Genomic DNA, 21,144 nt, shown 5'->3' with positions numbered 1-21,144 from the left:
CGTATCCTCTTTAGATTGGTTTGTTTAATTATACCAAACGGGTTTGTACACGCTAACCCTATGGAGCTTAATTTTTAAAAATTTGGCTTAGCATAGTTCAGGCTGTTGCTTTTAGGGCAAATATTGGTGATTAATACGCTTTATATCAATTTGTGGTGACTTATACGAAGAGTACACCAGCCAGTTTGCACTTGTAATATAAGTTAAGCCTGAGCTGCGGCTAAATGCACGTTCAGGAAGTCTTATTACATCATGGTGATCTTGGTTTGAAAAGTCGTAATAACTTAATCGGTAGTCGCCTTGTTTTACATTAAAATAGTAAATACGCGATTGCGCTAAGGTATCGCCTTCAAAAAAATACCACGAATTATGATTTGATAAATTAATTTCGCTAACCAGTGGTTGCTCAGTTTGGCTATCAGGGTCTTTGATCCATAACTGATTGGTTGCTTGGTTGGCAAAAATTAAAGCGCCTTGCTGGTTTTCATAAGCGTATAATGTCGGTGAATCTATGGCCTGTTCGAGTTTATTACCATTTAAATCGAAGCGATACACATGCTGATCATCAGAGACTAATACGCTTTTACTGTCTGCAGCCCAGCTCGGTTTGCCATGATCTCTAAAGCCTGTAGGTAATAATTGACTGGTTTGTTTATTAAAGTCATACAGGTATAACGCATGACCACTAGGGTGCGAGGCAACAAAAGCAATGTAATCACCATCAGGCGACCATACTGGGTGGTAAATATTGGCATTGAGATTAGTGAGCTGCTTTCGAGACGTACCGTCTTTATTTGCGGTCCACAATTCCATTGAACCCGACTCATTAGAGACAAACGCGAGTTTGTTTCTGGCTTTATTGTAATCAGGAAAGCGGGTACTAAAATGGCTCGATAACACTGGGAAAGGAGAGCTTGCAACCGCATTATTAACCTCTAAACGCATTAAAGCTGAGTCTATATTCCACTGATGAAAATACAAACTGCCATCACTGGCAAATTCTGGGTAGCTTAAGCCATCTATGCGGGCATTGATCATTTGTTGTGTTTTAAGGTTGTAAAAGTACCCTTGGCGTTTACCTTTTTTCACACCAGAAAAAACGAGTTGCGCCTTAGAGGGGTGCCAATCAACGCCTCTCATATCAATAAACCCAGTAGTTAACTGCTTTGCATTGCCTGTTTTTATATCGATTAAAAATAATTCTTCAAACCCCGTTGGTAAGTTACGAGAGACTACAAGTTGAGTTGCATCTGGGGAGAATACAACCGACTCATCGGTATATTGGCATGCTGAAATACAAGGTATTTGAGTAACTGTGTATGGCGATGAGGTTAAATCAACAAGGTTAAGTTGAGTTAGGCTATTATTTTCATCATCTTCACTAATATAAACCAGTTGTGTGCCCACGGCATTTATGTCTATATCGGTACTCGCTTTGCTGCCGCATTGTCCTAAAATCGTGGTATTTCCCGAGGCAACATTTTGCTGAATAACCTCACAGCCTTGACCAGATATGCGGCGATAATAATAAATAAAAGTTAAGTCGGGGCTAAATACCGCTCGCCCTTCAATAAATGGCGTGTCGGTAAGTGCGATGGCAGCTTGTTCGGGTAAATGTAAATCGCGTAAGTATAAATTAGCTTTGTGACCAGGGCGGCGCCACGAATACGCTAAAAAATGACTGTCATTAGAAATAGCCGGAAACAACTCTCTTCCTGGGCTGGTAGTAATTGTTTCAATGTAATCGTACAAACGTGCTGCTTGTTGCGATTGAGCAAGTGGCTGCTTTGCGTTTTCAAAAAGGGCGCTATAACCCCAATAGCTACCTAATAATATAACGATAGCAAGTACGGCAGCGTAAATATACCCAGAACGAAGCGGCGTATTGTTAATGCTATTAACAGGCTCTGGCGTTGTTGGTTTTTGTACTAAGCGGTAACCCGTTTTACGCAGTGTTTCTATATAGGTATTGTCGGGGTCGAGTTCTTTAAAGCTTTTACGAAGGTGCCATATGGCATTAGTGAGTGCTTTTTCACCCACATATTGATTACCATCCCATACGTTTTCGATTAGTTGTTCGCGACTCACCGCATTTGGATAACACGTTACTAAGTAGGTCAGCAGTTCTATAAATTTAGGTTGTAAAATACAGGCTTTATCAGCACAAAACAGCTTATTTTCAAACGCCGATATTTGGCAATTTCCAATTGAAAATGGCTGTTGAGTATTCATAGTATGTGTATTTAAACCTCTTCCTAGTATGAGTTATTAGCGATGTTTACACGTGTTGTTTAATGCAAAGTAACACGATAATTAGTTAATATTCAATTTTACACCATTCTAACACAATAAATATAAGTTCATGATTATAAATAAATAGATATTAAATAGATGTAAAATAGGGATATAAACGAGACACCTCTCATTGTGCTTTTATTCACGATTACTTACAACCTGTTATTAGTAAAACAAACCAATTATTACAAAACAGATTTAATAACTAAAAAGTTAATAAAAAAGCGATTTGTACTAATGGGCTAATAAAAAATGAGGGAAGTCTGTGAGTAAAATATCAACCAAAAAATGTGCGTTAGCACTGGCTATAACAGCAAGCTTATCTGGGCATGCAATAGCAAATGACGAGGCAATTGATCGTCAATCAACTGCTAAGGCAAGCGAAGAAGTGGTACAAGAAGTACCAGAGAAAATAACAGTAACAGGCTCGCGTTTAAAGCGTGATAGTTTTTCAGTTACGACTCCGCTGGTTACCATGGACAGAGCATCAATTCAGGATACAGGCTTAGGTAATCTTTCTGATGTATTAATCGATAATATGCCTGCACTGAGCCAAAGTATTGGTAACACAACCAGCCAATCAAGCATTTCGGGAACTGGTTTATCAACAGTCCAACTTCGTGACTTAGGCGCTAATAGAACGCTGACATTGATTGATGGCCGCCGTGTTGTCTCTAATAGTTACGGTGGTAATTATGTCAGTTTAAATACCATTCCAAGTGGCATGGTAGAGCGCGTTGAAATTATTAGTGGTGGTGCGTCGGCCACTTATGGTGCCGATGCGGTTGCTGGTGTAGTTAATATTATTACCCAGTCAAAAAAAGAAGGTTTTGAATTTCAAGCCCGTGGCGGTGAAACAACAGATGGTGGCGGTCGCGAGTTTACGCTTGATTTAAACTACGGAACGTCATTTGCTGATGATCGTGGTTATGTATTTGTTAGCTCAAACTGGGATCGTGATTTTGGTATGACCTTTTACGATCGCGACCGAGCGCAAATAGAAGCGGCGCATAGTTACGATGATGAGCTGATGTGTAATCAAATGTACACTGCTGATGGCTATCAGTGTATGAGCGGTATTACACAAGCTGATTGGGCAAGCAAAAGCGATGGCACCTTAGGCGGCGTATTTTTAGAAAACAACCGAAACGATACGCAATTTTGGTATGACGGCCAAACGCTACGTGATGATTGGAAAGGCAATGAAGAGATATACGGTATCAACTCACAGCAGTACGTTATGCTTGATGTGCCGAGTGATAACTTTTCGACCGCAATAAAAGTCGATTATGATGTAACAGACGACATCATGAGTTATTTCCAAATTCAATACAGTAAGAGTGGCTCGTTCAACGATAAGTCACCAGAAGATGAATACGAAGGGGCTTACGTACCTCGCTACGACCCAGTGACTGGCGATCCTATCGATGATATTGCGCCAGGTTATATTCCTATTGATAACCCATATGTGCCACAAGAAATTATTGACAGTAACCCATACAAAGACCGTATTTATTGGGATCGTCGTTTTGGTGAAGTAGGTAATATCAGCACTGACAACGACCGTACGACTATCCGTACCTGGGCTGGCCTGCAAGGTATGATGTTTGATGATACATGGGATTGGGATATTTCTGCCGGATATGGTCAATTTAAACAGCATCAAATCCGCAGTAACGAGTTAAACACGGTGCGTGTTAACCAAGCCCTGCAAGCTGAAAAGCTAGCCGATGGCACTATTCAATGTAAAGACGCCGAAGCGCGAGCGCAAGGATGTGTCCCGCTTAATTTATTTGGTGAAGGGTCTATTACCCCTGAAATGGCTGACTGGATCCGTACAAATCCAATTATTGATACTGAGATTCAACAGTACACGGTAATGGGTTATATCACCGGTGACTTATATGAATTGCCAGCAGGTAATGTGTCTGCAGTATTTGGTGCAGAGTATCGTAAAGACTCGCAAAGCTTAGATACCAGTGATGATATGAAAGCGGGCGGTATTACGTTTAACGTTGTGCCTTCTTTTTATGGTGAAGTAGAAGTATATGAGGCGTTTGCAGAGCTTGCAGTGCCACTACTTAAAGATGTGCCATTTGCTAAAAGCTTATCGGCAGAAACGTCGTTGCGTTTAGCTAATTACAGTATTGATAATATCAGCACCGTAGCCAGTTATAAGTTAGGATTATTGTGGCAGCCAATTGATGGGTACATGCTACGTGCTAACTATGCACGTGCACAGCGTGCCCCAACTATCACGGAATTATTATCACCCCCTCGTGGCGATTTTGATTCATTTGATGATATTTGTGATGGCTTAACGGCAACATCAACAAACCCAGGGCACGATAACTGCCGTTTAGAGCCAACCTTGGCACAAAAGCTGGCTGATGATCCTGACTTTGAATTTGAAAGTGAAGACAATAACTATTCACCAAATACGGGTAATCCAAACTTAAAAGAAGAAACAGCCGATACCTATACCTTTGGTATTACTGTTTCACCTGAGTTTTTAGATGGCTTTAACTTAGCGGTTGATTACTACGACATTGCCATTGTTGATGCAATTGATGAAATAAGTAACGAAAACATCATGCGTGAATGTTATGACTCAGAGGCTGCGTGGGGTAGTGATAACGAATATTGTAACGATATTACCCGTAACGACGAAGGTAACATTGTAAAAATACTACAGCGTGAATATAACTTAGATGAGTTAACAGCGCGCGGTTACGATGTAGTTGCAACTTACAAATATGACATAGGCAGCTATGGTAACCTGTCATTTAAGCTTGATTACAATCATATTATTGAAAACTCGCAAACCTATGAAGGGTTAGATGGTTCTAGTGTGACTTCTCAGTATGCAGGTTATGGCCGTTCAAAAGATAAAGCAGCTATGTCGATTGTATGGAAAATGGATGACTTACGTATCCGCTGGCGTACAAATTACGTAGGTGCTTTTAAAGCAAGCCAAGAAGATGAGAAAGATTACCTTGAATATGTTGCTGCAAATGATGAACGCTGTGCTACGGGCGATGCCGGTTGTATTGCTAACCCTGAGCCACTGGCATATCAAAACTATGGCTCATTTTTAAAGCATAGTTTATCAGCGTCTTACACTATGGCACTGACTGACAAGAGTGACTTACGTGTATTTGGTGGGATTAATAATGTATTTGACGACAAAGGGGCATTTTATCCAAGTGGCCGAGGTAACTTTTATAGTGGCTACGGCGGCGGTGCCGGTCGTTATGTTTATCTAGGTGCACAATATAGCTTTTAATTATTTTTAGCTGTATTAGTTTGCAAAGGCACTCCTTCGGGCGTGCCTTTTTTATTGTTTATAAAATTTGTTTTATCGCAGTGAAAGCGTTTAGTATAAGGCATAACTTAATTTTATTATGAACGAAGGACTTGCTATGAAGTATCTCAAAATGGGTAGTCTAATTGCGTGTTTAGCAGGGCTTACAGGGTGTTCTGATGATGTTGCTTCAGTGAGTTTAGGGCTGTTTACTACTAAAGATGTGGTGGTAAACTCACAGCAAGATCCTCTTGTTACAGGGGTTACTTGTCATATTAGTCATATTGAGGCTAATTTAGATTTTTCAGATCCCTCAGATATGTCGATTGCTTGTCGTCAAACAGGGCCAATTACCGCAGACCAATTACAGTCTATTGACCGTAGTAAGTCGGGTGAAGTCGTGTTTAAATCATCTAAGAGTATTTTGTTTAAGTCGTTAAAGGTTCGTCGCATTTATGATGCTAAAACCCATACGTTATTGTATTTATCGTACTCAACGAAAGAATCTACGGGCAGTCATCATCACGCGCTTTCTACGGTGCCTTTATACAATACACAAGCATGGCAATGGGCACAGGGGCAAGAATAGTTTATGTTAACCCTATTTAAATCAAAGCCCTTATTGGCAGAACAAGAACAACAGTGGCTAGTTGATACCTTTATTTGGGCTGCAGAAAACTTTGACCTGAATTTTTTTACTAAGCATAGCCAAATTATTTTACCAACGGTCGAGTTTTTTCCTGATTCGGTTTCAAGCATTGAAGAAATGGCCAGTAAAGTGTTTGCGCGTGTTAAACACTATGCTGGTATGGATGAGTGGCCTATAACACTTGTTGCACCGCAACAATTACAACCTCAGGTGTTTCCACATTTTGAATTTAGTGAGCATCTACGTGGTGAGCACTGCCATTTAATGGTGCCACCAAGCCATACAATTAATGTGTCGTTTAACCCCAACCAAATTAATCAGCCACAAGATTTAGTAGCTAGCTTTGCAGGTACTCTTGCTACTATTTTAATTCATCATGTAGGCGTATTACCTCCAGGTGGTAAAGAGTTCTTACCTCAAGCAACGGATGCTTTAGCGTGCTTTTTAGGTTTTGGGGTGATGATGAGCAATACCGTATACCAGTTTAAGGGGGGTTGTGGCTCATGTTACAACCCATATGCCAATCGCGAAGCCACGCTCAGTGAAACCCATACTGTATTTATGCATGCTTTAGTAAGCTACTTTAAGCAAGATAAACACTCTAAAAAACATTTAAAACCGCATTTAAGAGGCCAATTTAAAAAAGCGCAAAAAGAAATAAAAGCGTTGGTTAATCAGTCGGCTAACCCATTGTTGTTGGCTTTTTCGCCAGAGCAAGCCAGTTAATCATGATCTATATTGATGAGTTTTTATTAATTGCCATTGCTCACTTTTTTGCAGTGGCGAGTCCCGGGCCGGACTTTGCTGTGGTACTTAAGCAAAGTGTACAGTACGGCAGGCATAATGCGCTGTGGACCAGTGCAGGTGTAGGCGCAGCTATTTTATTACACATAGCTTATTGTGTGTTGGGAGTCGCGTTGGTGTTAACTCAATCGCCTTCGCTGTTTATGGCACTTAAATATATAGCTGGTGCTTATTTAGCGTATTTAGGTGTGCAGGCGCTACGCGCTGCTAAACCTTCAAACACCTCATCAGAACAGACTGCAAAACCCATCCTTGTACCTGAGTCACCATGTCTTGCGTTTCGCCGTGGTTTTTTTACCAATGCATTAAATCCTAAGGCTACGCTATTTTTTATGTCTTTGTTTACCTTAGTAATTAGTCCAACCACACCGGTAATAGTGCAAGTGGGGTATGGTGTTTATATGGCGCTTGCTACGTGGGCTTGGTTTTCTATTTTGTCGCTATTGTTATCAAAAGCACGGGTGCGTAACTTTTTTCAACAAAGTGGTTATTGGTTCGATCGCGGCATTGGCATTATTTTAATCGCACTGGCTGTGCGAGTTGTTATTTAACAGAGGTCTGTTGACCTTTGCAAATTTGATCTTGAAAGGTCAATTGACCCTAAGGAATAGTATGGCGTTATATAATTTTTCGTTTGGCTCCAATATGTCATCTAATCGTTTATTGGCACGTTTACCTAATGCAAAACGTGTGGGTACGGCGCTTTTAAAAGGCTATAAGTTAACCTTTAATATGGCCTTTGCTGATGGTTCAGGTAAATGCACTATTGTACCCACCAACGAACCCGATGCTCTGGTATATGGGGTGGTGTATCAGCTTAATGAGGCCGAAAAAGAGATCTTAGATAAAATTGAAGGCCCTAATTACGACTGTGTTGATTTAACCGTGAGCCTTTTAGATGACGATGACATTAATGTGCACTGTTACATAGCAAACACACATGACGACACACTGCTACCTTATGATTGGTACGTACAGCATGTATACCGCGGCGCACTTGAGGCCGGTGTGCCAGAGCATTATAGTCAACGCATTTTAGCTTACCCGAGTAAGCAAGATACAAATAAAGCGCGCGCCGAAATAGAATTTGCGGTTCATCAAGACTAAACAAAAATAATAACCTAAGGTAATACTATGAAACTAAAAAAATTAGCCACAGCCGCATTATTGGCTGGCTGGGCGTTTACGAGCTCTGCAGCAGTTGATACCGATAAAATTTCAGAGGTGATCAACGCCTCAATGACACGGTTTGATGTACCCGGAATGGCCGTTGCTATTGTTGAAAATGACAAAGTCGTATTCGCTAAAGGGTTTGGTGTTGCCAACCTCAATACTAATAGCAAGGTGAATAAAGACACTTTATTTGGCATTGCTTCAAATACTAAGGCATTTACCAGTGCAGCACTGGCTAAGCTGGTGGATGAAGGCAAATTAAGCTGGGATGATAGCGTAATTGATCACCTACCTGAATTTAGATTGCATGACCCTTATGTTACCCGTGAAATGCGAATTCGCGATTTGCTAAGTCATCGCAGTGGGTTAGGGCTTGGTCAAGGTGATTTAATGATTTGGCCAAGTACTGATAAATCAGTCGCTGATATTTTATCGGGGCTGCAATATTTAAAACCTGCCAGCAGTTTTCGTAGCCAATATGCTTACAACAACCTAATGTTTGTTACCGCTGGTGAAGTTGTTGCCCGCATATCGGGTATGAGTTGGAACGACTACATTGAAAAAAATATTTTACAGCCGCTCGATATGAGCAACTCACGGGCTGGCTTTTCGCGTATCGCTAAAAATAACAAAAACTGGGCAATTGGGCATATCCCAATGGACGGTAAATTACATCCCTTTTTTGTTAATTACCTTGAAGACTTTAGAGGGGCAGGAGCCATTGCATCAAGCGTAAATGATATGAGCCAATGGCTACGTACTCAACTTGCTGGTGGTAAAATGCCTAATGGCGAGCAGCTATTTAGCGAAAAACAACAAGCACAAATGTGGCACCCACATATTACCTCACTAGCATCTAAAAGTGCTTATGAAGCGTACCATCAGCAATTTAGAGGTTATGGGTTAGGTTGGAGTATAGAAGATTACCACGGCGTTAAGAAGCTGGCACATGGTGGTGGTATTTTAGGTATGGTATCGCAGGTTACTCTTTTGCCAGAGAAAAACGTGGGGATTGTGATATTAAGCAACCAACAAGCGTTTTCTGCATTATCGGCGGTGACCCATGAGGTACTTGAAGATGTACTAGAGCTTGAAGATAAAGACTGGGTTGAAGATTTAGCTAAAAAGCACTTTGCAGGTAAAGAAAAAGCTTATGCTAACGCAGCTCCATCAGTACCAGCAGATATCCAGCCGGCATTGCCAACCATTAATTACAAAGGCACATTGCATGATGATTGGTATGGCGATGTAATAGTTGAAGAGTTAGATGGTAAATTACGCATTGATTTTACCCACACAAAGCGCCTTAAAGGTGAACTGGAGCATTACACTGGCAATACCTTTATCGTTAAGTGGGATGAAAAACTATTAGAAGCAGATGCCTTCATTCGTTTTTCTATGAGTGCAGATAACCGCGTAGAATCAGCGAAAATGAATGCAGTTTCAACGCAGGTGACCGATTTTAGCTTTGATTTTAGAAATCTCGACTTAAAAGCTAAATAACCTGAACCTTGGTTATATAGTCGTTTAGTATCAACCAAAGTCGCAAAGCCACCCTCAGGTGGCTTTGTTATACTCGTTAAGCAACTTATCTTTGGAGTTAGCTATGCGCACTGCGATTATTTCTCACCCCCACTGTCGTAAACATAAAATGATTGACGATCATCCAGAGTGCCCTGAGCGTTTGGATGCCATTAACGACCGTTTACTTGCAAGTGGACTGGATGTCGCTATTGAGCAAAAACAAGCGCCTAAGGCCTCGCGTGAGCACTATTTATTGGCGCATAGTGAGCAACACATTAAGCATGTAGAAAGTATGATCCCAATCGAAGGGCTTAGCGATTTGGACGGCGATACCTGGTTGTGCCCCGATTCATTAAAAGCCATTGAGCGTGCAGTAGGAGCTGGTTTACTCGCTGTTGATGAGATTTTAGAGGGTAAATTGGATGCCGCGTTTTGTTCAGTGCGCCCGCCAGGGCATCACGCTAACAGAGATAGCTCTTCTGGTTTTTGTGTGTTTAACAACCTTGCTATTGCGGTTAAATATGCACAAAGCAAAGGGGTGAAACGCATTGCCATTATCGATTTTGATGTGCACCATGGCAATGGCACGCAAGATATTTTTATGGATGATGAAAATGTGTTGCTGTGCTCGTTATTTCAATATCCATTTTATCCAAATACCGCCATTAAAAATAACGCCACACTGGTAAATTCACCTTTGCCTATAGCTAGTGATGGTACTGATTTAAAAGCGCTTTATGAGCAGCAGTGGTTGCCAAAATTAACAGAATTTAAGCCTGAGCTACTTTTTATAAGCGCAGGGTTTGATGCGCACCTTGAAGATGATATGGCCAGTTTAAAGTTTGTTGAAAGTGATTATATATGGCTTACTGAGCAATTAGCGCAATTTAGCCAACAACATGATTGCTTAGGTATTATCTCTTATTTAGAGGGAGGATACTCACTGTCTGCCCTCGGGCGCAGCGCAATTGCACACGTTAAAGCCTTAGTTGATTTCGGCGAGTAACCTAAATGCCTGTTCAGGAGTAAGCTGCTCTATTTTACTGAGACAACATTGTCCTTCTTTTGCTAAATATTCTTTTACCAATTGGGCTAATTGTATTGCACTGAGTGCATTATGCGCATCGCCATTTAAACCTTGATAGCCACTTACCTTATCTAAAATAACCACGTTTTGCTGCTCATTCACGTCCAGAGTATAAATAAAGTCATGTAACTCATCGGCATACTCTAATAGCTCAATCTCATTATTATAAATAATAATTAATGGGTAACTGATGCTCATATATTGTCCTAAATCAAATTGTCATTTACTGAATAATTTATAATCGTGCATTGGTTTAATTTTGGAAGTAGAAGCAATGCCTCACACTAGCCGCTATCAAAAAGTATGCGATGTTTTTACCAATAAGGTGATCGCTTGCACTAAGGATACCCCTTTAATTGAAGCGGTGAAACTAATGCGTGCGCACAATGTTAGCGCTATTTTTGTTAAATATCAGCAGCAAATAGTGGGGGTATGGACTGAAACAGATTGCTTAACGCTTAACTTTTCTGATCAGACACTAAGACAGGTAATGATTGAGAATGTGATGTCGAGCCCAGTATTAAGTGTACCCAGCCAACAATTATTAACCGATACCGCGATGGTATTTAATAAGCACGGGGTTAAGCATTTACTAGTAACCGATGCCAACGATAACCCAAGTGGGGTGATCAGTATTACTGATATTGTGAGTAATCAAGGATTAGAGCATTACCTGCAATTTAGACCGATAAACGATCAGTATAATAAAAAAATAAGAGTCGTCTCCAGTTCATTAGCAATTAATGACGCGGTTAACTTAATGCGCGAATACGCTGAAAAAGTGATTTTAGTCTTTAATGAAGATGAAAATGTCCATGGCATTATTACCCAACGTGATTTACTAAAGCTCATCACCGAGCAGCATAACCATCTTGTTTGTTGGGATTTAGCGAGCCGTCCTCTTTATAAAATAAGCCCTCAAGACAGCCTTTTTGATGCTTACAGGTTAATGTCTGAAAGTAATATTCGGCATTTAGTGGTAAGCGAAAATAATCAAATTAATGGTGTATTGTCGCTTGAAAACCTAATTAATGAAATTGAAACCGCTTATTGTTGTGAGCTTGAAAAGGTACTTCAGCAGCGTGATATTGCACTGCAGCATTCACAGCGTAATTTATTTTTAGCCAATAAAATTATCGACTCCTCTCTAGATGGCATCATGATCACCGACTCGAATGGGGTGATTATGCAAGTAAATCCTGCATTTACCCATTTAACCGGTTACAAAGAATATGAGGTGATAGGTAAGCGGCCAAATATGTTGAGTTCAGGGCGTCATGATAAAAACTTTTACATAAAAATGTGGGATTCACTGACCAAAACAGGGGTATGGCAGGGGGAAATTCATAATCGTAAAAAATCTGGCGATATTTATATTGAATGGCTCAGTATTATAGAAATAAAAGAGCCAAGTCATAGTGATGTGATTTATGCCGCTATTTTTAGTGACATAACAGAGCGAAAAAGTGCAGAAGAAAAAGTGGTGCAGCTAGCGTATTTTGATGAGCTAACTGGCTTACCTAATCGGCGCTTATTTAACGATAGACTCTCTATGGCATTGGCTGCTGCTCACAGAGACAAACAAATGTTAGCAGTAATGTTTATTGACCTAGACCGTTTTAAAGAGGTAAACGACAGCTTAGGCCATAACGCCGGTGATACCTTATTAAAATTAGTCTCTGAGCGCATTATTAACACTCTTAATGAGGGAGATACACTGGCGCGATTAGGGGGTGATGAGTTTATTGTATTGTGTGAGGTTGAAAACGTAGCAGCTGTTATCAGACTTGCAGAAGGGATTTTAAATCACTTAAATACCCCCTTCAAATTGGAAGGATTTGAAGTGGGTGTTACCGCCTCTATAGGGGCTGCCGTTTATCCCGATGATGGCTTGGACAGTGAAACATTATTAAAGCATGCTGATATTGCCATGTATCGCTCAAAAGATGTAGGGCGTAATTCGTTTCAGTTGTTTCAACCCTCAATGAATGCACGCTCTCTAGAGCGCTTAGCGATGATGAGCCGCTTTCAACATGCACTCGAACATGATGAGTTTGAGCTTTATTTTCAGCCTAAAAAATGTTTAAAAACAGGGGCGATTATGGGGGCTGAAGCATTACTGCGTTGGCATGACCCTGATTTAGGCACTATTCCACCAGCGCAGTTTATTCCACTCGCTGAAGAGTTAGGTTTAGTTGTACGTCTCGATTTATGGGTTATTAACCAAGCCGGTAAAGAGTTAACTCTTTGGCAAGCAAAAGGAATGAACCCTGGGCGTTTAGCAATTAATGTATCTGCTTGCCACCTAAGCCAAGGTAAGTTGGCTGATAATATTAAAGCGATGCTAACTCACTATCAATTACCAGGAAGTTTACTTGAAATAGAGCTGACAGAAAGTAGCTTTATAGGCTCTTTTTCACAGGCAAAAGAACAATTACAACAGCTTAAAACGCTAGGTGTGCATATTGCGCTTGATGACTTTGGCACGGGGTATTCGGCGTTAAGCTATTTAACAAAATTGCCCTTTAACTCATTAAAAATTGATGCCAGTTTTATTGCGAAAATTCCTGATGAATACGGCAATAGCCAAATTGTTACGGCGATTATAGCCATGGCGACAAGTTTAGGATTGGATGTGGTTGCTGAGGGAGTTGAGCATGCCTCGCAAGAGGCACACTTAGTCGAAATAGGCTGCAATGTTATTCAGGGTTACCATTATTGCTATCCATTAACACGACAGCAATGGATAGCATTTTATAACCAAGCAGCAAATGGTTATTCTGAGTCTACACTCACTTCATAAGAGGTGAATTTTCGAATATTAATTACACCACTATCAAAAATTAAGTACTGACCTTTTATACCTTGTAAAACGCCGCTAACAACGGGGTTTTTGTCAAAGTTAAACGAGCTAATTTTGCTTGGGTATTCACTGACTGGAAAATCAAGGTTTACTTCGTCTTCATCAAGTTCTTCAATGGCGGTTGCGCCAAACAACTCACTCAGCTCTGTGAGCTTTTCGCTTATTTGTGGAATAAGTTCAGCGGCCGCTGCTTTTAAGTCAAGCGCGTCGTTTTGTCCTTTTAGCATATTACGCCAATTGGTTTTATCAGCAATAAACTGTGCCAGTGCTACTTCAACTAAGCCCGATTGCAAACGAGTCTGCACTTTAAAAATGGGTAAGGCTTGGGTTGCCCCTTGGTCAATCCAACGGGTAGGGATTTGTGTATGGCGAGTAATGCCCACTTTTAATCCTGAGGTATTTGCTAGGTATACATAATGCGGGATCATGCAATTTTCTTCGCCCCACTCTGGCTCGCGGCAGGTGCCTTGGTCGTAATGGCAGGTTTCCGGTTTCATGATACACATATCGCAACTAGCAAGTTTGCGCATACATACAAAGCAATGTCCTTGAGAGTAGCTCTTTTTGGTTTTTTTACCACAGTTAGAGCACAAAATTGTGCCACTAAAAGTAAGGGTCAGCTGTTTGCCAATTAAGGCATTTAAATCAACCAGCTGCTCACCCACAGGTAGATGATATTGAACTGGCTCTGTTAAGCTCGACTTTAATTTACGCAGTGTACCTTGCATCTTTTCTTGGCCCCAAAGATGTTAAAAAGGGGAGTTTAACATTTTTAGGCTGTATTGGCTTTTTAAGAAGTCTAAATAATTATCATAAGAGAGTGCTTTGGCATATAAGTAGCCTTGGGTACGATCGGCTCTCATGGCTGTAAGTAGTTGATGAACCTCTTGAGTCTCTACGCCCTCAATCGTAATCGTTAGGCCCAGATTATGTGCCATATCTATGGCTGTTTGTACAATAACCTGATGTGCACGGTTATCAGTTAAATCAAACACGAACGACTTATCTACTTTAAGTTCGCTAAAGTGATAGTTAACTAAGTAGCTAAGCGATGAATAACCAGTACCAAAGTCATCTAGTACTACTTTAACGCCTAAAGTGGCCAGTTCATCCACTAAGGTGACTAACGCATCTTGGTTTTCGACAAAAGCAGATTCAGTCAGCTCAAACTTTAATAAATGAGGTGCGACCTGATACTTAATTAAAATATTCTCTACTTTTTCCGTTAAATTGGCGATGGCTAAATTTTTTGCACTTAAATTCACACTAACACTGTGATTTTTGATGCCATCGTTTGCCAGCCTTGCAATGTCTTTACAGGCTTGCTCAATAACCCAAAGGGTTAGCTCATTAATAATACCGGTGTGCTCAGCGAGCATAATCAGCTTTTCTATCGAAATATTTTTAAATTCCGCGTTAGGCCAACGTAATAGTGCTTCAGCGCCATTGATACTGCACTCTTTTAAGCTAATTTGTGGTTGATAATAAAGCGCAAGCTGATCCTCTCTTATGGCTTGCTGTAGCTTGGCAGCAAGTGATACGTCCATTGCTAGGTTATTATTAGCAGATGATGAGCTGACCTTAGTTAGGCTATGTTTAGCATCGTGTAATGCTAAATAGCCTCGCTTTAACCAAAACTCAAAGTCATCACGTTTACCATAACCACTAATGCCAACACTGTAATTAAGTTGTAGGTCTAGACCTTTAATTTGATACGTTTTTGGTAATTTATTTAAGATCTGTTTCAATAACTCTTCAAGTGTATGCTGACTCTGATTTTTAGTGGAAATACAGGCAAATACGCCACTGCCTAAATCAGCAATTTTAGCAGGCTGATTAATGCCACTGTTGAGCTGAGAGAACTCTCGTTCAAAGCTCAATTGGCGTTCTAACTCCTGAGCAACATGTTTAATGAGCTCATACCCTTGCGAAGGGGTAATAATGGTATTTAGAGAATTAAAGTGACGTATTTTCACTAAACATAAAGTGGTAGAGCGCTGTTGTGCTTTGAGTGCCATAAAGGCATATTTTAACTTTGCACTATTGAGTAGCTTGGTTTGCTGAGTATGTGTTGCATGGTACAGCGCTTGCTCACGCTGATAACGAATCCGATCGGCAAGTGCCATTGCCATTAAGACAATTTCACACAAAATGGCAATCAAAAATGCATGGCGTATTGAAAAACTATAGGAAATAACGCCTGTCAGTTCTAAGGGTTGTATCGCAGCGCCAATGATCAGTGGCACCCACGAAAACACGTAAAACTTAGCCCAGCGAAAACCACTTCTTAATTTGTTATAAATTAAAATGAAGCAGACGATATAGAGCGATCCTAAAATCACAAAAAATATCGGTGCTGCTATATTTTCAGGAATAAAAAAACTCAATATAGCAAGCACTAGCATTAGCCTTAATAAGCCGATGCTCAATTTATAACGCCAACAACCATCTTTGTGATAACGCAAAAACAGTGTGCAAAAAGCAAGGGTAAAAAATGCAATGGCGTAATTCGCTACAATTACTTTTTCGTGAATAAATAATTGCCATTGCAGCGGCCATAAATAAAAACCAAATCCCAGAACGGTGCCCATTAATGCAATAGCGCTAATAATGTAGCCAATATAAACCAAATATACGCGGTCTTTAATACCAAAATAAAGTAATAGGTTATACAGTGAAGCCATTAACAGCACGCCAACAAAAATTCCCCAAATGCCCGTTTGAGAGCGCATCAAGTCAACAAATACTGTATGGCGATATAAGTGAATTGGGGTTTTACTGATCCCCACGGTATCTATTTTTATAATGAGGCGTTGCGTAGATTGACCATCAAGCTTAAAACGAATATGGGGTACACTGTATTCAAACAGAGTCAGCCGCGGCTCTTTGTCGCCAAGCTTATAAGTATCGAGTAGCTGGTTATTATTATTAAGTCGGTATATGGTGAGATGATCCACCATTGGGTTATCAAAATGCGCCACCACATCTTCTTGTTGGCTACTTTTATTTTCTAAATCAAGGCGTAACCAATAATTTTGCTGTTTAAAGCTCCAAGGAATATCGTTAAATTTTTGCTGTGTAAACTGCGTTTGTGTACTCATTACTTCTGCGAAGTTTTGTGTCTTGGTTTCATCTATGTAATAAGCATGATCGAGGTAAACAGGGGTGATTTTATCTATAGTATAGCGAGAGGGCATCACAAAGTTTGATGACAATGTGCTGATAATAAAAAAAATAAAAATAAGTATCACGACCGCTATCGCATGATAGCGCAAGGTTTTAAAATCCAATATTAATCTATGCCCTGATTGTTTTTTTATAGTGTAGCAGTAAAAAGCGCAGATAATCTGCGCTTATAAAGTTTAATGAGTAAAACTCAATAATTATTGTTCACGAGCAATTGCACGATAGGCTATATCTGTACGGTATTCCATGCCATCCCAGCTGATTTCATCAATCAGTTTGTAAGCGCGCTGCTGCGCTTGTGTAACGGTATTACCCAGTGCCGTTGCACATAATACTCTACCACCGGCAGTTACTACATTATTGCCGTCTTGCTTAGTCCCTGCATGGAAGACTTTTTCGCCTTCAGGGTAGGTTACTTTTAGGCCACTTATTGCATCGCCTTTCGGGTAGTTATCTGGGTAACCTTTGGCAGCTAAAACAACACCTACAGCAGCACGTGAATCAAACTCAATGGTGGTTTTATCAAGTTCTACACGGTTGGCAGCTTCAATTAGTTCAACTAAATCTGATTGTAAGCGAAGCATCATAGGTTGTGTTTCAGGGTCGCCAAAACGACAGTTATATTCAATCACTTTTGGTGTGCCGGTGTCATCTATCATTAAGCCTGCATACAAAAAGCCAGTGTACGGATGGCCTTCATTAGCCATACCTTCTACCGTTGGGTAAATCACTTCATTCATAATGCGTTGATGAATTTCATCGGTGACTACAGGCGCTGGTGAGTATGCACCCATGCCGCCAGTATTAGGGCCTGCATCGCCATTGTAAGCGCGTTTATGGTCTTGGCTGGTTGCAAACGGCAGTACGTTTTTACCATCAACCATTACAATAAACGACGCTTCTTCACCTTCTAAAAACTCTTCGATGACAACACGGCTGCCAGCTTCACCAAAGGCATTACCCGCAAGCATATCGCGAATAGCGTCTTCAGCTTCCTGATGTGTCATTGCGACAATAACGCCTTTACCGGCCGCTAAACCATCAGCTTTTATAACAATCGGTGCGCCTTTCTCTTTTAAGTAGGCAAGCGCGGGGTCGATTTGTTCAAACGTTTGGTAATCAGCCGTTGGAATAGCATGACGTGCTAAAAAGTCTTTAGTGAACGATTTAGACCCTTCAAGCTGCGCTGCACCGGCTGTTGGGCCAAAAATGGCTAAGCCGTGTTCACGAAACTTATCAACAACCCCTAATACTAGTGGCACTTCTGGACCAACAATGGTTAGCTCAACGTTATTTTGTTGTGCAAAGCTAAGTAGCCCATCAAGGTCTTCAACGTTAATTGCTACGTTCTCAAGTTTTGGCTCAAGGGCTGTGCCGGCATTACCTGGTGCAACATAAACAGTGTTTACTTTTGTATTTTGAGCGGCCTTAAACGCAAGTGCGTGTTCGCGGCCGCCGCTGCCAATGACTAATACATTCATGGCGAATATCCTATTTAAAGCGGTTTTTTAAATTTCAGCGTCATACGGTCGCTTTCACCTATGGCTTTATATTTAGCGGCATCTTGCTCGCCAAGTCTAAGGCTCGGTGGAAGGGTCCATACCCCTTTAGGGTGATCGGCTGTATCAAGAGGGTTTGCATTAATATCGCTTTTTGCTTCAAGTTCAAAACCTGCTTGTTCAGCAAGTGCAATAACCACACTTTGCTTCATATAACCTGATGACTTTTGCATTTCATCGGCTTGTTCTTCAGGAAGGCGATGTTCAACTACACCTAAAGTGCCGCCGGGTTTAAGTGCTGTATAAAAAGACTTAAATGCATTGCTTGCTGCGTCTTTGTCTTTACTCATGAACCAGTTATGGACATTGCGAAAAGTAAGTACCATATCGGCGCTATTTGCAGGGGCAATATCTAAATGAGTAGAAGGAGCAAACTCAGTGAGTTTAACGTTACTAAAGCGGGCATCTTCAGCGATTTTAGCTTTAAAACCAGCAAGAGAGCGTTGGTAGTAACCTACCGATGAATCAGCAGGAAAATGCGCGGCATAATAAGTGCCTCGCTCTTTTAGTGCTGGCGCTAAAATTTCACTATACCAACCACCGCCAGGCGCAATTTCTACTACAGTCATTGTTGGTTTAAAGCCAAAAAACTCCAGAGTTTCTACAGGATTGCGGTATTGATCGCGCTCACTGCTGCGCTCGCTTGCTTTAACTGCATTTGTTAATGCTGATTCGTGGCCGTGGTTGTGTGCCAATGCCATTGTTGAGCTTAATGACAGCGTGGCAACCAGTAGAGATTTTAGTGCAAATTTCATCGTCTAATCCTTCACATTATAATTGTTAGTCATGGTTATAGAATAAGCAGAATACGTGAATTTGATGCAAACAAAAAGAGCTAACTGAAGTAGTTAGCTCTTTAAGCGATTAATGGCGGAAATGGCGCATACCCGTAAACACCATTGCCATACCGGCTTCATCAGCGGCGGCAATTACTTCTTCATCGCGCATTGAACCACCCGGTTGAATAACCGCGGTAATGCCTGCAGCGGCTGCAGCATCAATACCATCACGGAATGGGAAAAATGCATCTGATGCCATTACCGAACCTTTTACTTCAAGGTTTTCATCGGCGGCTTTAATACCGGCGATTTTAGCTGAGTAAACGCGGCTCATTTGGCCTGCGCCTACACCAATAGTCATACCGTCGCGGGCATAAACAATGGCGTTTGATTTTACAAATTTAGCGACTTTCCAGCAAAATAATAAATCTTTAAGTTCTTGCTCAGAAGGCTGGCGCTTAGACACGACCGTTAAGTCGCCTTGCGTTACCATACCTAAATCACGGTCTTGAATTAGAACACCGCCATTAACGCGTTTAATATCATGGCCTGTGCCTTTAGCTGAAAACTCACCACACTCTAATAAGCGAACATTTTGCTTAGCCGAGACTATTTCAGCCGCTTCTGCACTTACACTTGGTGCGATAATAACTTCAACAAATTGACGTTCAACAATCGCTTGTGCGGTGTTGGCATCAAGCTCTTGGTTAAAAGCAATGATGCCGCCAAACGCTGACGTTGGATCTGTTTTAAAAGCGCGATCGTACGCTTCTAAGATATTGTCGCCAATTGAAACACCACATGGATTAGCATGTTTTACAATAACACACGCAGGTACATCAAATTCTTTAACACACTCAAGTGCGGCATCGGTATCGGCAATATTGTTAAACGATAATGCTTTACCTTGTAGCTGAGTCGCTGTCGCCACAGACGCTTCAGTGATGTCGTTTTCAACATAAAACGCGGCATCTTGATGCGAATTTTCACCGTAACGCATATCTTGCTTTTTAGTGAATTGCATATTAATAGTACGTGGGAACTTAGTATCTTCAGCGGCTTCTTCTGTGTAATCAGGCACCATTTTACCGAAGTAGTTAGCAATCATACCGTCGTATTGCGCTGTGTGCTCATAGGCGGCAATAGCTAAATCAAAGCGGGTTTTGTAGGTGGTTGAGCCGTTATTATTTTGCATTTCGCTGATAACACGGTCGTAGTCGCTTGCGTTAACAACAATCGTCACATCTTTGTGATTTTTAGCTGCTGCACGCACCATAGTTGGGCCACCAATATCGATGTTTTCAATAGCATCTTCAAGGCTGCAGTTTTCTTGAGCGACAGTGTTCGCAAAGGGGTATAAGTTAACTACAACGATGTCGATAGCAGCAATGTTGTTATCTGCCATTACGTCTTCATCTTGGCCACGACGAGCAAGGATACCGCCATGAATTTTTGGGTGAAGGGTTTTTACGCGACCATCCATGATCTCAGGGTGACCGGTGTGATCTGATACTTCAGTCACTTTAATAGCATTATCAGCAAGTAGTTTACATGTGCCGCCAGTTGAAAGTATTTCAACACCTTGTGCTTCTAGTGCACGGGCAAATTCAACAATACCGGTTTTGTCTGACACACTCAAAAGTGCGCGACGTATAGGACGATGTGTATCCATTGTAGTTTGATTTCCTCAGTTAATGAGCTAGCTTAGAAGCGCGTATTTTAACTGATTCCGACTCAAAAAACGACTTATAACGACCCATAAAGCGTGAGCATTTTGCAATTTCGTTAATAAATTTTGCATATAAAAAAAGCACCCTAAGGTGCTTTCTACTCAAAATACTTTATACCAGTTGTATTGGATTAGTAAGCAATTATAACGACAGATAAATAAGTCAATAACAAGGCAAAAATTTTGCTGTGT

At 41.0% G+C, this 21,144-nt stretch carries 15 protein-coding genes; 8 read left to right on the top strand and 7 right to left on the bottom strand.

Annotated elements, in window-relative coordinates:
• Positions 1-111: 111 nt before the first annotated feature.
• Positions 112-2,232, bottom strand: coding sequence for a winged helix-turn-helix domain-containing protein (locus B1F84_RS13620; RefSeq protein ID WP_131691736.1), 2,121 nt, complete (start codon positions 2,230-2,232; stop codon positions 112-114).
• A 328-nt stretch (positions 2,233-2,560) separates the two neighbouring features.
• Between B1F84_RS13620 and B1F84_RS13615 the strand changes: the two genes are divergently transcribed.
• The 7 genes from B1F84_RS13615 to B1F84_RS13585 all read left to right on the top strand — a co-directional run bounded on the left by B1F84_RS13615 (position 2,561) and on the right by B1F84_RS13585 (position 10,755).
• Complete coding sequence (locus B1F84_RS13615) at positions 2,561-5,581, top strand: TonB-dependent receptor (RefSeq protein ID WP_131691735.1); 3,021 nt, start codon at positions 2,561-2,563, stop codon at positions 5,579-5,581.
• Between the two features lie 136 nt (positions 5,582-5,717).
• Entirely contained in the window at positions 5,718-6,188 is a 471-nt protein-coding gene (locus B1F84_RS13610) for a CreA family protein (RefSeq protein WP_008466374.1), read from the top strand.
• Between the two features lie 3 nt (positions 6,189-6,191).
• On the top strand, positions 6,192-6,974 hold the full coding sequence (locus tag B1F84_RS13605; RefSeq protein WP_055012408.1) for a hypothetical protein: 783 nt from the start codon (positions 6,192-6,194) through the stop codon (positions 6,972-6,974).
• Between the two features lie 2 nt (positions 6,975-6,976).
• Positions 6,977-7,603, top strand: coding sequence for a LysE family translocator (locus tag B1F84_RS13600; RefSeq protein ID WP_131691734.1), 627 nt, complete (start codon positions 6,977-6,979; stop codon positions 7,601-7,603).
• A gap of 61 nt (positions 7,604-7,664) precedes the next feature.
• Entirely contained in the window at positions 7,665-8,159 is a 495-nt protein-coding gene (locus tag B1F84_RS13595) for a gamma-glutamylcyclotransferase family protein (protein WP_131691733.1), read from the top strand.
• A gap of 27 nt (positions 8,160-8,186) precedes the next feature.
• Positions 8,187-9,728, top strand: coding sequence for a serine hydrolase (locus B1F84_RS13590; RefSeq protein ID WP_131691732.1), 1,542 nt, complete (start codon positions 8,187-8,189; stop codon positions 9,726-9,728).
• Positions 9,729-9,831: 103 nt separating this feature from the next.
• A complete protein-coding gene (locus B1F84_RS13585) occupies positions 9,832-10,755 on the top strand; it encodes a histone deacetylase family protein (protein WP_008114852.1) in 924 nt (307 codons plus the stop codon).
• On the opposite strand, the gene B1F84_RS13580 is transcribed toward B1F84_RS13585, so the two are convergent.
• On the bottom strand, positions 10,735-11,034 hold the full coding sequence (locus tag B1F84_RS13580) for a DUF4144 family protein (protein WP_131691731.1): 300 nt from the start codon (positions 11,032-11,034) through the stop codon (positions 10,735-10,737). The genes B1F84_RS13585 and B1F84_RS13580 overlap by 21 nt on opposite strands.
• A gap of 76 nt (positions 11,035-11,110) precedes the next feature.
• Between B1F84_RS13580 and B1F84_RS13575 the strand changes: the two genes are divergently transcribed.
• Entirely contained in the window at positions 11,111-13,639 is a 2,529-nt protein-coding gene (locus tag B1F84_RS13575; protein ID WP_165489688.1) for an EAL domain-containing protein, read from the top strand.
• Here the strand turns inward: B1F84_RS13575 and B1F84_RS13570 are convergent.
• The 5 genes from B1F84_RS13570 to purH form a co-directional block, all read right to left on the bottom strand.
• Positions 13,612-14,427, bottom strand: a complete 816-nt coding sequence (locus B1F84_RS13570; protein ID WP_131691729.1) for a DUF2797 domain-containing protein — start codon at positions 14,425-14,427, stop codon at positions 13,612-13,614. The genes B1F84_RS13575 and B1F84_RS13570 overlap by 28 nt on opposite strands.
• Positions 14,428-14,448: 21 nt before the next feature.
• Positions 14,449-16,989, bottom strand: coding sequence for an EAL domain-containing protein (locus tag B1F84_RS13565; RefSeq protein ID WP_131691728.1), 2,541 nt, complete (start codon positions 16,987-16,989; stop codon positions 14,449-14,451).
• Positions 16,990-17,082: 93 nt separating this feature from the next.
• A complete protein-coding gene (purD, locus tag B1F84_RS13560) occupies positions 17,083-18,366 on the bottom strand; it encodes a phosphoribosylamine--glycine ligase (RefSeq protein ID WP_131691727.1) in 1,284 nt (427 codons plus the stop codon).
• A 14-nt stretch (positions 18,367-18,380) separates the two neighbouring features.
• Positions 18,381-19,199, bottom strand: coding sequence for a class I SAM-dependent methyltransferase (locus B1F84_RS13555; RefSeq protein WP_076919387.1), 819 nt, complete (start codon positions 19,197-19,199; stop codon positions 18,381-18,383).
• A 109-nt stretch (positions 19,200-19,308) separates the two neighbouring features.
• Positions 19,309-20,895 carry a bifunctional phosphoribosylaminoimidazolecarboxamide formyltransferase/IMP cyclohydrolase gene (gene purH, locus B1F84_RS13550; RefSeq protein ID WP_131691726.1) on the bottom strand — a complete coding sequence of 529 codons (1,587 nt, stop codon included), beginning with the start codon at positions 20,893-20,895 and terminating at the stop codon, positions 19,309-19,311.
• Between the last annotated feature and the right edge of the window lie 249 nt (positions 20,896-21,144).

It is taken from the genome of Pseudoalteromonas sp. DL-6, assembly GCF_004328665.1.
Taxonomy (GTDB): Bacteria; Pseudomonadota; Gammaproteobacteria; order Enterobacterales; family Alteromonadaceae; genus Pseudoalteromonas.
This window is presented reverse-complemented; position numbering and strand designations above follow the sequence as displayed.

Coding starts and splice junctions, on each gene's coding strand:
- B1F84_RS13620 (WP_131691736.1), bottom strand. CDS start 2,232: ATGAATACTCAACAGCCATTTTCAATTGGAAATTGCCAAATATCGGCG.
- B1F84_RS13610 (WP_008466374.1), top strand. CDS start 5,718: ATGAAGTATCTCAAAATGGGTAGTCTAATTGCGTGTTTAGCAGGGCTT.
- B1F84_RS13605 (WP_055012408.1), top strand. CDS start 6,192: ATGTTAACCCTATTTAAATCAAAGCCCTTATTGGCAGAACAAGAACAA.
- B1F84_RS13600 (WP_131691734.1), top strand. CDS start 6,977: ATGATCTATATTGATGAGTTTTTATTAATTGCCATTGCTCACTTTTTT.
- B1F84_RS13595 (WP_131691733.1), top strand. CDS start 7,665: ATGGCGTTATATAATTTTTCGTTTGGCTCCAATATGTCATCTAATCGT.
- B1F84_RS13590 (WP_131691732.1), top strand. CDS start 8,187: ATGAAACTAAAAAAATTAGCCACAGCCGCATTATTGGCTGGCTGGGCG.
- B1F84_RS13585 (WP_008114852.1), top strand. CDS start 9,832: ATGCGCACTGCGATTATTTCTCACCCCCACTGTCGTAAACATAAAATG.
- B1F84_RS13580 (WP_131691731.1), bottom strand. CDS start 11,034: ATGAGCATCAGTTACCCATTAATTATTATTTATAATAATGAGATTGAG.
- B1F84_RS13575 (WP_165489688.1), top strand. CDS start 11,111: ATGCCTCACACTAGCCGCTATCAAAAAGTATGCGATGTTTTTACCAAT.
- B1F84_RS13570 (WP_131691729.1), bottom strand. CDS start 14,427: ATGCAAGGTACACTGCGTAAATTAAAGTCGAGCTTAACAGAGCCAGTT.
- purD (WP_131691727.1), bottom strand. CDS start 18,366: ATGAATGTATTAGTCATTGGCAGCGGCGGCCGCGAACACGCACTTGCG.
- B1F84_RS13555 (WP_076919387.1), bottom strand. CDS start 19,199: ATGAAATTTGCACTAAAATCTCTACTGGTTGCCACGCTGTCATTAAGC.
- purH (WP_131691726.1), bottom strand. CDS start 20,895: ATGGATACACATCGTCCTATACGTCGCGCACTTTTGAGTGTGTCAGAC.